The sequence below is a fragment of the Clostridioides sp. ES-S-0006-03 genome (assembly GCF_020662275.1).
Classification (GTDB): domain Bacteria; phylum Bacillota; class Clostridia; order Peptostreptococcales; family Peptostreptococcaceae; genus Clostridioides.
Window position 1 is genome coordinate 86,234 of the sequence record NZ_JADGMM010000011.1, and the last position, 15,073, is coordinate 101,306.

13 protein-coding genes are annotated in these 15,073 nt (G+C 29.9%); 10 read left to right on the forward strand and 3 right to left on the reverse strand.

The window, feature by feature from the left end:
- Nucleotides 1–128: 128 nt before the first annotated feature.
- The 8 genes from IR151_RS14660 to clpX all read left to right on the forward strand — a co-directional run bounded on the left by IR151_RS14660 (nucleotide 129) and on the right by clpX (nucleotide 9,210).
- Entirely contained in the window at nucleotides 129–491 is a 363-nt protein-coding gene (locus tag IR151_RS14660; RefSeq protein WP_227435740.1) for a DUF3783 domain-containing protein, read from the forward strand.
- A gap of 107 nt (nucleotides 492–598) precedes the next feature.
- Nucleotides 599–1,537, forward strand: a complete 939-nt coding sequence (locus tag IR151_RS14665; RefSeq protein WP_227435742.1) for a phosphoglycerate dehydrogenase — start codon at nucleotides 599–601, stop codon at nucleotides 1,535–1,537.
- A 186-nt stretch (nucleotides 1,538–1,723) separates the two neighbouring features.
- Nucleotides 1,724–3,748, forward strand: a complete 2,025-nt coding sequence (gene ligA, locus IR151_RS14670) for an NAD-dependent DNA ligase LigA (protein ID WP_227435743.1) — start codon at nucleotides 1,724–1,726, stop codon at nucleotides 3,746–3,748.
- 158 nt (nucleotides 3,749–3,906) lie between these two features.
- Nucleotides 3,907–5,256, forward strand: a complete 1,350-nt coding sequence (gene rph, locus IR151_RS14675; RefSeq protein WP_227435745.1) for a ribonuclease PH — start codon at nucleotides 3,907–3,909, stop codon at nucleotides 5,254–5,256.
- On the forward strand, nucleotides 5,256–5,726 hold the full coding sequence (locus tag IR151_RS14680; RefSeq protein WP_227435747.1) for a metallophosphoesterase family protein: 471 nt from the start codon (nucleotides 5,256–5,258) through the stop codon (nucleotides 5,724–5,726). Before rph ends, IR151_RS14680 begins: the two co-directional genes overlap by 1 nt.
- Before the next feature lie 193 nt (nucleotides 5,727–5,919).
- Nucleotides 5,920–7,206, forward strand: a complete 1,287-nt coding sequence (tig, locus tag IR151_RS14685) for a trigger factor (protein WP_227435749.1) — start codon at nucleotides 5,920–5,922, stop codon at nucleotides 7,204–7,206.
- A 150-nt stretch (nucleotides 7,207–7,356) separates the two neighbouring features.
- Nucleotides 7,357–7,941, forward strand: coding sequence for an ATP-dependent Clp endopeptidase proteolytic subunit ClpP (gene clpP, locus IR151_RS14690; RefSeq protein WP_227435751.1), 585 nt, complete (start codon nucleotides 7,357–7,359; stop codon nucleotides 7,939–7,941).
- Nucleotides 7,942–7,959: 18 nt separating this feature from the next.
- Nucleotides 7,960–9,210, forward strand: coding sequence for an ATP-dependent Clp protease ATP-binding subunit ClpX (gene clpX / locus IR151_RS14695; RefSeq protein ID WP_227435752.1), 1,251 nt, complete (start codon nucleotides 7,960–7,962; stop codon nucleotides 9,208–9,210).
- Between the two features lie 60 nt (nucleotides 9,211–9,270).
- Here the strand turns inward: clpX and IR151_RS14700 are convergent, their stop codons facing one another.
- Nucleotides 9,271–9,801, reverse strand: coding sequence for a chromate transporter (locus IR151_RS14700; RefSeq protein WP_227435754.1), 531 nt, complete (start codon nucleotides 9,799–9,801; stop codon nucleotides 9,271–9,273).
- The gene (locus tag IR151_RS14705) at nucleotides 9,789–10,301 is read right to left on the reverse strand and encodes a chromate transporter (protein ID WP_227435756.1); all 513 of its coding nucleotides are present in this window, start codon (nucleotides 10,299–10,301) and stop codon (nucleotides 9,789–9,791) included. Before IR151_RS14705 ends, IR151_RS14700 begins: the two co-directional genes overlap by 13 nt.
- A 171-nt stretch (nucleotides 10,302–10,472) precedes the next feature.
- Here IR151_RS14705 and lon point away from each other — a divergent pair, with 171 nt between their 5' ends.
- Together lon and yihA are read left to right on the forward strand one after the other, a co-directional pair.
- Nucleotides 10,473–12,836 carry an endopeptidase La gene (lon, locus tag IR151_RS14710; RefSeq protein ID WP_227435758.1) on the forward strand — a complete coding sequence of 788 codons (2,364 nt, stop codon included), beginning with the start codon at nucleotides 10,473–10,475 and terminating at the stop codon, nucleotides 12,834–12,836.
- Complete coding sequence (gene yihA / locus IR151_RS14715; protein ID WP_227435760.1) at nucleotides 12,826–13,437, forward strand: ribosome biogenesis GTP-binding protein YihA/YsxC; 612 nt, start codon at nucleotides 12,826–12,828, stop codon at nucleotides 13,435–13,437. Before lon ends, yihA begins: the two co-directional genes overlap by 11 nt.
- A gap of 186 nt (nucleotides 13,438–13,623) precedes the next feature.
- Here yihA and IR151_RS14720 read toward each other — a convergent pair whose 3' ends face one another.
- The gene (locus tag IR151_RS14720; RefSeq protein WP_227435769.1) at nucleotides 13,624–14,994 is read right to left on the reverse strand and encodes an MFS transporter; all 1,371 of its coding nucleotides are present in this window, start codon (nucleotides 14,992–14,994) and stop codon (nucleotides 13,624–13,626) included.
- Nucleotides 14,995–15,073 lie beyond the last annotated feature (79 nt).

Genomic DNA, 15,073 nt, shown 5'->3' on the forward strand with positions numbered 1-15,073 from the left:
GTAAAAATTGATTATTTTAAATAGATAGGGTAAATTAAAATATATAGATAAATGAAAGGATGGATAAAATGTCATTTGAAAAAATAAATAATAATAATCTAGATAAAATACACAGCAGGAAATGTATTATGTTTGTAAATTTTAATCAAAAAGAATTATCATTAATTAAAAATGTTAGTAATTTTGCTGGAATAAGAGACCATATCATTTTAAGTGATAAAAATGGTGAAAACATAGTAAGAGATATTTTGGATGGGAATATATCAAGTGAATGTGATAATGGAATTAAAAGTAAGTCTGTAATATTTAATAATATTTCCAGCACACAAGTAAATGCATTTTTAGAAGGATTGAAAAAAGTAAGAATAAATAGACCTTTTACAGCAATGGTAACAGAGACATCTATTGATTGGACATTAAATAATTTAATAGAAAATTTAGTTCAAGAACGCAATGCTATGTCTTCAGGAAAAACAATTGAGCATAAGTAAATTAGTTTTTAGAACCATCTTCTAATAAATTTAACTAATATGTGTTAAGTATCATATTATACTGTAAGATATAAAAATCTTAATATAAGTGGATGGAGGAAAGTAAAATGAAAGTATTATTTACAATAAATTATGGAGAAGAAAAATTTAAAAAAATAAATGAATTAGGATATGATGTTATACATTATTCTGAAGATAGTATAGAAAATAATGAAGATGTAAACACTGCAGATGTGCTAGTTACATATAATCCTTTTGACAGACTAGATATTTCCAAAATGGAAAATTTAAAATATATACAAACAACAAGTGTAGGTATAGACCAAATACCAAAAGAAGATGTGTTAAAAAGAGATATCAAAATAGCTAACAATAGAGGCGGGTATAGTATACCTATTGGTGAAAGCATTGTTATGTATATTTTAGAAATTTATAAAAATAGTGCAAAATTTTTTAAACAACAGAAAAATAAAGAATGGAAAATGGATTTTTCTGTATCAGAATTATATGGTCAAAGGGTTGGATTTCTTGGAACAGGAACTATATCATCAGAAGCAGCTAAAAGGTTAAAGGCCTTTGGTGTAGAAATATGGGGAGTCAATACTGATGGAAGTAATAAAAAATACTTTGACAAGTGTTTTTCTACTGAAGATATGGATGTTGTATTTAAGGAATGTGACATAATAGTCGTAGCAATGCCTTCTACAAAGAGTACAGACGGAATAGTAAATAAAGATATGTTTAATCTTATGAAAGAAGGTTCTGTATTTATTAATGTAGGTAGAGGAAACACCATTAATCAGAAAGATTTAGAAGATTGTGTAGAGAAGTTTAGAGGTGTAGCGTTAGATGTATTTGAAAGTGAGCCTTTAAGTAAAGATAATAAACTATGGGAGCTTGAAAATGTTATAGTAACTCCTCATAACTCTTGGGTGTCTGACAAAAATAAAGAGAGAACATTTAATATGGTCTATAATAATTTAAAACATTATATAATAGAAAATAAACCTGTAGATAATGTTGTAGATATATCAAAAGGTTATTAAATATATAAAAATTCTAATGAAAATAAAAAACTCTTATTGGTATTGTTAGAGATACTATAAGAGTTTTTTTTGTAATAAATTTAAAGTCAAAAAAGTGATATACTAAAAAATATATAAATAGGAAATAATTAATTATAGGGAAATTTTAAAATGATTCAATTTAAAAAATATGAAGAGGTGCTAAGAGTGAGCGTTAAAAATGAAATTAATAAACTTATAGAACAAATAAACTATCATAATGAAAGGTATTATAACCAAGATAGCCCAGAGATATCGGACTACGAATATGACAAGCTAATGAAAGAACTAATATCTTTGGAAGAACAAAATCCAGAACTAAAGAGAGTTGATTCTCCAACAAATAGAGTAGGAGGTAAGCCATTAGATAAATTTAATCAAATTGTACATAAAACTCCTATGCTGAGTTTATCAAATGCTTTTTCAGAACAAGATTTGAGAGATTTTGATAAGAGAGTTCAGGATTATGTGGGAGACAATGTTGAATATGTTGTTGAATTTAAAATAGATGGGCTTTCAGTAGGTTTTACCTATGATAATGGAGCGTTTGAAAAAGGAGCAACTAGAGGTGATGGGATTGTGGGAGAAGATATTTCTCAAAATTTAATGACGGTCAAAAGCATACCTCTTAAAATAGATGAAAAAAAAGAGTTAATAGTTAGAGGAGAAGTCTATATATCAAAAGATAACTTTAGAAAAGTGAATGAACAACAAGAAGAACAGGAACAACCACTATTTGCTAATCCAAGAAATCTTGCAGCAGGTTCATTAAGACAATTAGACTCAAAATTAACTGCAAAGAGACCACTAGATATATTTGTATTCAATATGGAAAATATAGAAGATTATGACTTAAAAAGTCACAGCGAATCCTTAGAATATTTAGAAAAGCTAGGCTTTTCAGTAAGTCAAAATTATAAAGTTTGTAAAAATATAGATGAAGTTATCGAACATATTGAACATTGGACAGAAAATAGAGGTAATTTAGAATACGAGATAGATGGAATGGTAATAAAAGTAAATAATATAAAACAAAGGGAAGAGATGGGATATACGGCAAAGAGCCCAAGATGGGCAATTGCATATAAATTTCCAGCAGAAAAGAAAAAAACTAAAATAGTAGATATAATAGTAGAAGTTGGAAGAACTGGTACAATAACACCATCAGCAGTACTTGAACCAGTTAGACTTGCTGGTACTACTGTAAGTAGAGCAACACTTCATAATGAAGACTATATAAAAGAGAAGGACATAAAAATAAATGATACAGTATTGGTTCAAAAAGCAGGAGATATAATACCTCAAGTTTTAGAAGTTATAAAAGAAGCTCGTACTGGGGAGGAAGTAGATTTTAAAATGCCAGAAAAATGCCCTGTTTGTTCAGAACCAACAGTAAGATTAGAAGGAGAAGCTGCTGTAAAGTGTATAAATATGTCTTGTCCAGCTCAAATAAGAAGGGGAATTATACATTTTGTATCAAGAGACGCGATGAATATAGATGGTTTAGGAGAATCTATAATTACATTGTTGCTAAATGAAAAAATAATTCAAGATGTGTCTGATTTATATTATATAAAACAGGAAGATGTAGTTGATTTAGAAAGAATGGGTGAAAAATCTGCTGATAATTTAATAAATTCAATAGAAAAGTCAAAAGAAAATGATTTATGGAGACTTATAAATGGTTTAGGAATTAAATTTATAGGCGTTAAGGCAGCTAAGATACTTGCTTCAAAATTTAAAGATTTAGATGATGTGATTTCTGCAACAATTGAGCAATTAGAAGATTTAGAGGAATTTGGGAGTATAATGGCAAATAGTGTTGTTGAGTTTTTTAAGGAAGATAAAAATATAAATGTCATAGAAAAACTAAAAAGTGTAGGAGTAAATACAAAATCATTAGAAAATACAGGTGAAACAGTAGAAAGAATATTTGAAGGAATGAAAATAGTATTGACTGGTACACTTCCCACATTAAAAAGAAATGATGCAAAAGATATGATAGAAAAAAGAGGTGGAAAAGCTACATCTAGTGTAAGTAAATCGACAACTTTTGTTTTAGCTGGAGAAGAAGCTGGCTCTAAACTTACAAAAGCAAATGATTTAGGAATTAAAGTTATAGATGAAGAGAGATTTTTAGAATTATTAACTTTATTATCGAAAGATGAAGTAAAAGCTGTATTAGAGGGCTAAAAAGTCACTTAATTTAGTAGAAAACTACTATAATTAATGATAGAATAGTTCAGTAAGCTATCGAATTATGAAAAATGACATTATATGAGATTAATAAAATTAAAACTTATAAAAATAAATTTATAAAATATATTAAGGATTAGGAAAGGATATAAAAAATGACCAGAAGTTATGATAGAACTAATGAACAGATAAGACCTGTAAAGATTACTAGAAATTATACAAAGTACGCAGAAGGTTCTGTTCTTATAGAAATGGGAGAGACAAAGGTTATATGTACTGCATCAGTGGAAGAAAAAGTACCTCCTTTTTTGAGAAATAGTGGTACTGGGTGGATAAATGCTGAATATTCAATGTTACCAAGGGCAACTCAACAGAGAAAAATAAGGGACGCATCTAGAGGAAAAATCGACGGAAGAACTCAAGAGATACAAAGGTTAATAGGAAGAGCGATAAGGTCTGTTATAGACTTAAATAAATTAGGAGAAAGAACTATTTGGGTAGATTGTGATGTGATTCAAGCTGATGGTGGAACTAGAACTGCATCTATAACTGGGGCGTTTGTAGCAGTTGCAGAAGCAATCTATAAATTATATAAAGCAAAAACATTAAAAGAAATGCCAATAACAAATTTTGTATCTGCAATTAGTGTCGGAATAGTAAATGAAACTCATATGCTAGATTTATGTTACGAAGAAGATTCTAAAGCACAGGTAGATATGAATATAATAATGACTGATAAGTGTGAGTTTGTAGAAGTACAGGGGACTGGTGAAGAGAAACCTTTTTCAAGAAAAGATTTAAATTTATTGTTAGAGTTAGGAGAAAAAGGGAATAAAGAACTAATAAGGCATCAAAGGGATGTTTTAGGTGAAATAGCAGATGAGATATTAGGTATGGATTATGGCAATGAAGTTGTTATTGCTACTAATAATGCTCATAAGTTAGAAGAAATAGGTGCAATCTTAAAGGACTTTGAATATACTGTATATTCTCTAAAAGATGTTGATTTAGCAGGTATAGAAATAATAGAGGATGGAAAAACATTTGAGCATAATGCATTGATAAAAGCTAGAACAATAGCTAGAAAAACTAAACTTATAGCTATAGCAGATGATTCTGGTTTAGAGGTAGATGCATTAGGCAAAAAACCAGGTGTTTATTCAGCTAGATATGCAGGAGAGCATGCTACAGATGAAGAAAATAGAGAAAAGCTATTAAAAGCCATGCAAAATGTGCCAATGAGTAAAAGAAATGCAAGATTTGTCTCTGCAATAGCAGTAGTTTTTCCAGATGGAAAAGAATTTGTAGTAAGAGGAATTTGTGAAGGAATGATAGGCTTTGAAGAAAAGGGCAAAAATGGTTTTGGATATGATAGCTTGTTTATAGTAAAGGGATATAATAAAACTTTTGGTGAAATACCTAGTGTTATAAAAAATTCAATCAGCCACAGAGCAAATGGACTAAAGATTATGAAACAAGAGTTTATGAAAAGGGTAGTGAAGTAATGAGAATAGGCATAATAAGTGATACACATATGATGATTAAAAATATGGAAAAGACAATACCATATTTAGAAGAATGTGACTTAATAATTCATGCAGGAGACAACTTTACAGACTCAAGATATCTTCATAATATGACTAAAGTGGGAATTATTGCAGTTAAAGGAAATTGTGATTTTGATGCTATAGAAGAAGAACTTGTCTTTGAAGTAGCAAATAAGACTATATTTTTATGCCATGGTGATAAGTATGGTGTAAAATATGGAACACAAATGTTAGAAAATAAAGCTACTGAAGTTAATGCTGACATAGTTATATTCGGTCATACTCATACTCCATTTAGAGAAATTAAAAATGGTGTGCTTTACATAAATCCTGGAAGTACTTCACTTCCAAGAGGAGTATCGTATAAGAGTTTTGTAATTATGGAGATAGAAGAAGATGATATAAATATAGAGGAAATACGCATATAAAGGTGTATTTATCTAAAAAAATAGCAAAAAACACTCAAAAAATTAAATTTTATCAAATAAGTACAACGATATTAATGGAACACTTGTAAATAAAAAAACTTATGTGATATAATTAAGTGGTTGAATTATAAATAGAATGAATTATGATACCATTATCGGGTATTACATAAATATCACTAGGAGGATTAGAAGGATGAAAGCAGAACTAATTAAAAAAGAGGGTAATAAAGTTACTTTAAAAATAACAGTAGATAACAATAAATTTGAAGCAGCAGTAAATAAGGCTTATAATAAAAGCAAAAGCAAATATAATATACCTGGATTCAGAAAAGGTAAAGCTCCAAGAATTGTTATAGAAACTCAATATGGAAAAGGTATCTTCTATAATGATGCTATAGAAGTGTTATTCCCAGAAGTTTATCCAGAAGCTATCAAGGAATTAGATATAGATCCAATAGACAATCCAGATTTAGATATAGAAGAAATAAGCAAAGACAATGGATTAGTTATGGTTCTTAATGTTGAAGTTAAACCAGAGTTTGAATTAGGAAACTATAAGGGTATAGAAGTAGCTAAGGTTGAGAATACTGTAAGTGATGAAAATGTTGAAGCTAAATTACAAGAAATGGTTGAAAAAAATGCTAGATTAGTAAGTGTTGAAGACAAAGCTTTAGAAGATGGAGATACAGCTATAATAGACTTTGAAGGTTTTGACAATGGTGTAGCTTTTGATGGTGGTAAAGGTGAAAATTATAACTTAGTTATAGGTTCAAACACATTTATACCAGGATTTGAAGAGCAATTAGTAGGTAAAAAAGCTGGTGAAGAAGTTGAAGTTAATGTTACTTTCCCAGAAGAATACCACTCAGAAGATTTAGCTGGAAAGCCAGTTGTATTTAATGTAAAAGTAAATGATGTAAAAGTAAAAGAATTATCTGTATTAGATGATGAATTTGCTAAAGATACTAGTGAATTTGATACTTTAGATGAATTAAAAGCAGATGTAAGAGCTAAATTAGAAGAAGAAGCTAAAAATAAAGCAGATGCAGAAATTAGAAATTCAGTAGTAGAAAAAGTTGCTGAAAATACAGAAATAGAAATACCAGAAGTTATGGTAGAACATCAAATAGATAATATGTTAAACGAACTTAACTACCAATTACAATATCAAGGATTTGGATTACAACAATTACTAGAGATGACTGGTAGAACTATGGAAGAATTAAGAGAAGAAAGAAAAGAAGATGCTAAAAAATTAGTTAAATCTTCTCTAGTATTGGAAGCAATAACTAAAGCTGAAGGAATTGAAGCAACAGAAGAAGAATTTAAAGCTGAATTAGAAAAAATGGCTTCTGCTTACAATATGGAAGTAGAAAAAATAGAAACTACTTTAAGAGATGCTGATAAGGAAGATATAAAAGGACAAATAAAAATAAGAAAGACAATAGACTTATTAGTTGAAAGTGCGACAATAGCTTAATAAAATAACCGCTATAACTAATATAGTTGACGTTATAGAATGTTTAGTATATAATGTTGTGCAAATATAATTTAGTTAAATGCGTAAAATAATTTACAGTAGCTTAAAAAAGCTACTGTAAATTATATAGAATAAAGGGGGTATGAAACCATGGCATTAGTACCTGTAGTTGTTGAACAAACAGGAAGAGGAGAAAGATCTTATGACATCTTCTCTAGACTATTAAAGGACAGAATAATCTTCTTAGGAGATCAAGTTAATGATGCCACAGCAGGGCTTATAGTAGCACAGCTATTATTCTTAGAAGCTGAAGACCCAGACAAAGATATACATTTATATATAAATTCTCCAGGAGGAAGTATAACTTCTGGAATGGCTATATATGATACTATGCAATACATCAAACCAGATGTAAGTACTATATGTATAGGTATGGCTGCTTCTATGGGAGCATTCTTGTTGGCAGCAGGAGCAAAAGGAAAAAGACTAGCACTACCAAATAGTGAGATAATGATACATCAACCACTAGGTGGAGCTCAAGGTCAAGCAACAGATATAGAAATTCACGCAAAGAGAATTTTAAAAATAAAAGAAACTTTAAATGAAATATTATCTGAAAGAACTGGTCAGCCATTAGAGAAAATCAAAATGGATACTGAACGTGATAACTTCATGAGTGCATCAGAAGCTAAGGAATATGGCTTAATAGATGAAGTATTTACAAAGAGACCGTAGATAGAGAGAGGTGTTAATATGTCTAAATACGAAGAGAAACGACAATTAAAGTGTTCATTCTGCGGTAAAAATCAAGATCAAGTAAGAAGATTAATTGCAGGTCCAAATGTATACATTTGTGATGAGTGTGTTGAACTTTGTGACGAAATTATTCAAGAAGAAATAGAAGATACTATAGATGAAGATACTACATCTTTACCAAAACCAAAAGAAATGATGAATATCTTAAATGATTATGTAATAGGTCAAGAAAAAGCTAAAAAAGCTTTATCAGTTGCAGTTTACAATCATTACAAGAGAATATATAGTAAAAAGTCTAGTAGCAAGGATATAGAAATCCAAAAGAGTAATATACTTTTATTAGGGCCTACAGGTTCTGGTAAGACATTATTAGCACAGACTTTAGCTAGAACTTTAAATGTACCTTTTGCAATGGCAGATGCTACATCACTAACTGAGGCTGGATATGTTGGAGAAGATGTTGAAAATATACTTTTAAAACTTATTCAAGCTGCTGATTTTGATATAGAAAAAGCTGAAAGAGGTATAATATATATAGATGAGATAGATAAGATTGCAAGAAAATCTGAAAATCCATCTATAACTAGAGATGTTAGTGGAGAGGGTGTTCAACAAGCTCTTTTAAAAATATTAGAAGGTACTGTTGCAAATGTCCCACCACAAGGAGGAAGAAAACATCCTCATCAAGAATTTTTAAAGATAGATACTACAAATGTATTATTTATATTAGGTGGAGCTTTTGATGGGCTAGAAAAGATAATCCAAAAACGTGGTGGAGATAAGACACTAGGATTTGGAGCTAAGATAGAAAGTAAAAAAGAATTAGATTTAGGGAAGTTATATGAAAAAGTACTTCCAGAGGATTTATTAAAGTATGGTATAATACCTGAATTTATAGGAAGAATACCAGTTTTAGCTACTTTAGAATTGCTGGATGAAGATGCACTAATGCAAATACTACAACAACCTAAAAATGCTCTAGTAAAACAATATAAGAAATTATTAGAGTTAGATGATGTTGAACTAGAATTTGAAGATGATGCTCTTCGTGCAATAGCTAAAAAGGCTATAGAAAGAAATACAGGAGCTAGAGGACTTAGAAGTATAGTTGAAAGTGTAATGATGGAAACTATGTTTGAAGTACCATCTAGAGATAATATAAAGAAGGTTATAGTAACAGAGAAATCTGTGAACGAAGACTCAGTAAATCCTATCATAGTACTTAAGGATCAAGAGGAAAGTGCATAAGATGATGAAAAGGAGCTTTAAAAGGCTCCTTTTTTTATGCTAATATGAAATTAGGTATTATTATGATAAAAATGTGAGTAGAATACCTATAATACCAAAGACGAATACAATTGCAATAGAGCCAATTTTTCCCTTATATAGAAGATAGAATGATGCTGCAAATGCGATTATTCCATATAAGTCCCAATTAACTTCTTTTGCAGATGAAAAAGCGGCTGACAGTATAAAACCTAGAGTAATTGGTCTAAGTACCATTAATAAATTCTCTACCTTTTTATTATTTTTGAACTTAGCAAATAACTTTGATATAATGGTTAAACCTACTAATGCAAATACTGTAACACCGATAGTTGCAGATAAAGAACCAAAAAAACCAGCAGTCTTAAATCCAACAAATGTAGCACTATTTATTGCTACAGGACCTGGCGTAGATTGTGATATAGCAAGTAAATCTAAGAACTCTTGATTAGTTATAAGGTGGTATTTAGATATAAATTCTTGTTGAATAAATGGTAGCATAGCATAACCACCACCAAAACTAAAGGCTCCTATTTTAAGGAATATTAAGAAGAGTAGTGTTATTTCTGACATAGACTATATACACCTCCTCCAATTATTAAATAAATAGGACTTATATTGAATACACCAACAGATAAAACTGCTATAATTAATAGTAGTATGTTAGTTTTAGACTTTGGCAGTTTCTTAAACATGCTTGTAAAAGAATACAATATAAGAGCTATTACTACAGGCGCAACTCCTTTAAAAAATCCATCTAGAATTTTAGATGAGGAATTTTTAAAGTATAAATATGACAATACTAAGACTATACAAAATGACGGTAGAGCAGAGCCTAGGGTACATATAAGAACTCCTGGTATACCATAAAGCTTATATCCTAATAATACAGATATATTAATTGCTAGTACTCCAGGATAACTTTGAGCTATGGATAGATAATCGATAAATTCTTCCTGCTCTAAAAGTTTTTGTTTGTTTACAAGTTCATCTTGTATAAGAGGAACCATAGCGTATCCACCACCAAATGTAAACGCACCAATTTTTAAAAAGGTTAAAAACAATTTCAACATAATAGAAACCTCCAAATGATAAATAACATCTAAGTATACTAACATTAATATTATATCATAATAAAATAATAATATAATATGCCAAGAAGTTATTGTTAATGTTGAAAATTAACATGTGCAAATATATAATATAAAATGCAAAATAATTAAACTAGAAAAGGAGTAATGTTGATGGAACAAAATTATACTAAAATAGATCATGAATTACCATTAATCCCTTTGAGGGGATTAGCAATATTTCCATATATGATATTAAATTTTGATATAGGAAGAGAAATATCTCTTAAAGCTTTAGACCAAGCTATGATGGATGAAGAACTTATATTTTTAACATCTCAAAAAGAAGCAGATGTTGATGAACCAGGTGAAGAGGATTTTTATCATGTAGGAACAATTTGTAAAGTTAAACAAATGATAAAATTACCAGGAGATACAGTTCGTGTTTTGGTTGAGGGTGTATCAAGAGGTAGAGTTAAAAAAATAGAGCAAGAAGAAGGATACTTTAGAGCAGTAATAGAAGAAATTGTTTTTGATAGTGATAATTTAGATAGTGAAACAGAAGTTGAAATTGAAGCATTTGTAAGAAATGTATTTGATGCTTTTGAAGAGTATATAAATATTGGAAATAGAGTATCACCAGAAATATTGATATCTTTAGCTGATATAGAAGATGTAGATAGATTTATAGATACAATAGCTGCAAATATTTATCTAAAATCAAGTCAGAAACAAGAAATATTAGAAGAATTTGATATTAAGAAAAGACTTGAACTTATATATTCTATATTACTAGAAGAGATAGATATATTAAAAATAGAAAAAAAGATAACTTTAAGAGTTAAAAAACAAATGAATAAAGTTCAAAAAGAATACTATCTTAGAGAGCAATTAAAAGCTATACAAAAGGAATTAGGTGAGGAAGAAGATATAAATTCTGAAGCAGATGAGTATAGAGAAAAGCTTAAAAAAATAAAAGCACCTAAAACTACTAAAGAGAAAATAGAAAAAGAAATTGATAAATTTTCAAAGATATCTTCAATGTCTCCAGATGTATCTGTAAGTAGAAATTATTTGGATACTATATTTTCATTACCATGGAATAAAGAAACAAAGGATAAACTAGATATAGTTAAAGCACAAGCTATACTAGATGAGGACCATTACGGGCTGGAGAAGGTTAAAGAAAGAATATTAGAGTATTTAGCCATAAGAACTCTTGCTAAATCACTTAAAGGTCCTATAATATGTCTAGTTGGACCTCCAGGGACAGGGAAAACATCTATAGTCAAATCAATAGCAAGAGCATTAAATAGAAAATTTGTAAGAATATCTTTAGGTGGCGTTAGAGATGAAGCCGAAATAAGAGGACACAGAAGGACTTATGTAGGTTCTATTCCAGGAAGAATAATTAATGGAGTCAAAGAAGCTCAGACTAAAAATCCTGTGTTTTTATTTGATGAGATAGATAAAATGGCAGCAGATTATAAAGGTGACCCAGCTTCAGCTATGCTGGAAGTATTGGACCCAGAGCAAAATAAGGATTTTGTGGACCACTATTTAGAAATACCTTTTGATTTATCAAAGATACTATTTGTTACAACAGCAAACAGTTTAAGCAATATTCCAAGACCATTATTGGATAGAATGGAAGTAATAGAAGTATCTGGATATATAGAAGAAGAAAAGTTAAATATAGCAAAACAATACTTACTTCCAAAACAAATTAAAGAGCATGCTTTAAAAGAGAATTTTGTAAAAATGGATGATGAAACTTTAAGAAGCATAATAAATCATTATACAAGAGAAGCTGGAGTAAGAACATTAGAAAGAACTATTGGTAAAGTTTGTAGAAAAATTGCCAAAAAATATGTTGAGGACCCAACACTTGAAGAAGTTGTTGTAAATAAGTCTGACTTAGAAAAATATCTTGGAAAAGATATGTTTAAATACCAACTTGCAGAGCTTAATCCTCAAATAGGGCTTGTAAATGGACTTGCATGGACAGCAGTTGGTGGAGTTACCCTTGAAGTAGAGGTAAATGTGCTTAAAGGAAAGGGTGAAATTGTATTAACTGGAAAACTAGGAGATGTTATGAAAGAATCTGCTAAGACAGGTATTTCTTATATAAGATCAATAGTGGACAAGTTTGATATAGACCCTGATTTTTATAAAACTAATGATATTCATATACACATTCCAGAAGGTGCTGTTCCAAAAGATGGACCATCAGCTGGTATAACTATGGCACTTGCAGTGATTTCAGCACTTACTAAGAGACCTGTACCAGGTAATATAGCTATGACAGGAGAAATAACTTTAAGAGGTAGAGTGTTAGCTGTAGGAGGAGTTAAGGAAAAACTATTAGCAGCTCATAGAGCTGGCATAACAAAAGTTCTAATTCCTAAAGAGTGTGAAGCTGATTTAGATGAGATACCAGAAAATGTAAAAGAAAAGATGGAGTTTGTGCTTGTAGAGCATATGGATGAAGTATTAGAACAAGCTTTATTAAAGAGTGGTGAAAAAAATGAAAATTAGAAGTTCAGAGATAACTATGAGTGCTGTGAATAAATCACAGTATCCAGCAGAAGGTATCCCAGAGATAGCTCTGGCTGGTAGGTCAAATGTTGGAAAATCATCAATAATAAATACATTACTTAATAGAAGAAACTTTGCTAGAACTAGTCAAACACCAGGAAAAACTAGAACTATAAATTTTTATCTTATAAATAACGAATTTTATTTTGTAGACCTTCCAGGATATGGGTATGCTAAAATAGCCAAATCTGAAAAAGAAAAATGGGGAGGTATAATGGAACGATATCTAGAAAGTAGACAAGAATTATGTTCTATATTCCTACTTGTAGATATTAGACATGAACCTACAGCAGACGATAAACTTATGTACGAATGGATAAAACATTTTGGATATAACTGTGTAGTTATTGCAACTAAGGCAGACAAAATATCTAGAGGACAATATCAAAAGCATATAAGTATTATAAGAAAGAAATTGCAAATGGAGAGTAGTGAAAAAGTAATTCCTGTTTCTTCGCTAAAAAAGACTGGTGTTGAAGAACTTTGGGAAGAAATTGTAAGTCAATACAATCAACATGGATATGAAATAACAGTAGATTAATTTTAAGTGTTTATATATATTAAAATGAAATAAAGGATGCCTCAAAATGTTTTTAAGGGAAATTTTGTGGCATCCTTGTTGTTTATAAGCAATAAATATCGGTAATTATTGTTAGAAATTAATAAAATTAATAAAATTAGTTTGTTTAAAGATTTACTGACTTATATAATTAGTAATGAATTTTGACTAAGAAGTAGATTTTTCTGTCTTTCTCATAAAGCAAACGGTAAGTATGAGTCCTATAAAGCATACTGATGCTGCAATCCAGTAAGATTGATTACTAGCCGCAACATAAGCTAGTGTATGACTTGTAGACTTTTGATGATATGTAAGTCTTTGTGCAAAGAAACTACTGAAAAAGGCTGTTCCAAGAGCAAATGACAAATTACGAACAGTTGCAAGAAAACTTCCCCCATATCCTTGTTTTTGAGGAGGAACGTCTGCCAAGATACTACTATTGTTTGGTGAACTAAAAGAACCTAATCCAAAGCCAAAAATAATTAAGCATAGAATCAAAAGATATAATGGAGAATCAGCTTTTAAAAGTGCCATTCCAACCAGAGCAATAGTCATAAATGAAAAAGATACAGTCAGAATATTTTTTGCACCATGTTTGTCAGAAAGAGAACCGGAAATAGGTGCTATAAGTACCATAATAAGTGGATGAACAGTCATGACAGAACCAGCCATCATAGGAGATAAATTTTTTAGTTGCTCTAGATAAAAAGGAAGTAGAAAAGATACTGCCATTTGAGGAAAATAACAAGCTATTCCAATAATATTGCCTATAGTGAAATTTCTATTTTTAAACAAAGGTAAATCAATAAAACTTTGTTCAAATTTTACTTCTCTTAATACCAACATTAAAAATGCTATAATTGCTATTATTCCTAGATACCATTTTGTATTTCCTTCTCCATTCATTGCAAGTAAGATAAGTGTGGTACAAGATGCAAATAATAGAAGTCCTGGAATATCGAAACTTTTGTTTTGTTCATCTAAAATAGGTTTTGGTAGAAATTTTATTCCAAGAAAGACTGCTATAATACCAATAGGTATATTGATTATGAAGATAGAAGGCCATCCAAAGTGCTCTAAAAGTATTCCACCAATTACAGGACCACTCATATTCCCTATCCCAACTACTGCTCCAGTAATTCCTATAGCCTTTCCCTTCTCATTTGCTGGAAATGCATTAGAAACTATACCAAGTCCAGTTGCCATTAAAATACTTGCTCCAATTGCTTGAAATATTCTTGATAAAATCAATGTTGTTAGGTTATTAGATATACTACATAGAAAGGAACCTATTGTAAATACAAAAAATCCTAACGTATATAGATAATTTGAACCCACCTTATCGCCAAGTTTCCCAAAAAACAACATAGTAGCTGTTACAACCAACATATAAGCTGTAACTACCCATTGGATTTGCGACATATTAATTTTAAAGTCGGCAGCAATTGTAGGATTTGCGATATTTAGTATACTTCCATCAAGAGTAGACATAAATACACCAATACAGATGATAATTAATACTATCCATTTTTGTTTCACTGATAACACCCCAATCTTTTACATAGTAGATTTTGTTTTATAAGTACAGTATAGTTACAAAATAAACAACAAAAAAGCA

What these genes read in the sequence shown, in the direction of transcription:
- IR151_RS14660 (WP_227435740.1), top strand. Translation starts at nt 129, where the DNA reads ATGTTTGTAAATTTTAATCAAAAAGAATTATCATTAATTAAAAATGTT.
- IR151_RS14665 (WP_227435742.1), top strand. Translation starts at nt 599, where the DNA reads ATGAAAGTATTATTTACAATAAATTATGGAGAAGAAAAATTTAAAAAA.
- rph (WP_227435745.1), top strand. Translation starts at nt 3,907, where the DNA reads ATGACCAGAAGTTATGATAGAACTAATGAACAGATAAGACCTGTAAAG.
- IR151_RS14680 (WP_227435747.1), top strand. Translation starts at nt 5,256, where the DNA reads ATGAGAATAGGCATAATAAGTGATACACATATGATGATTAAAAATATG.
- tig (WP_227435749.1), top strand. Translation starts at nt 5,920, where the DNA reads ATGAAAGCAGAACTAATTAAAAAAGAGGGTAATAAAGTTACTTTAAAA.
- clpP (WP_227435751.1), top strand. Translation starts at nt 7,357, where the DNA reads ATGGCATTAGTACCTGTAGTTGTTGAACAAACAGGAAGAGGAGAAAGA.
- clpX (WP_227435752.1), top strand. Translation starts at nt 7,960, where the DNA reads ATGTCTAAATACGAAGAGAAACGACAATTAAAGTGTTCATTCTGCGGT.
- IR151_RS14700 (WP_227435754.1), bottom strand. Translation starts at nt 9,801, where the DNA reads ATGTCAGAAATAACACTACTCTTCTTAATATTCCTTAAAATAGGAGCC.
- IR151_RS14705 (WP_227435756.1), bottom strand. Translation starts at nt 10,301, where the DNA reads ATGTTGAAATTGTTTTTAACCTTTTTAAAAATTGGTGCGTTTACATTT.
- lon (WP_227435758.1), top strand. Translation starts at nt 10,473, where the DNA reads ATGGAACAAAATTATACTAAAATAGATCATGAATTACCATTAATCCCT.
- yihA (WP_227435760.1), top strand. Translation starts at nt 12,826, where the DNA reads ATGAAAATTAGAAGTTCAGAGATAACTATGAGTGCTGTGAATAAATCA.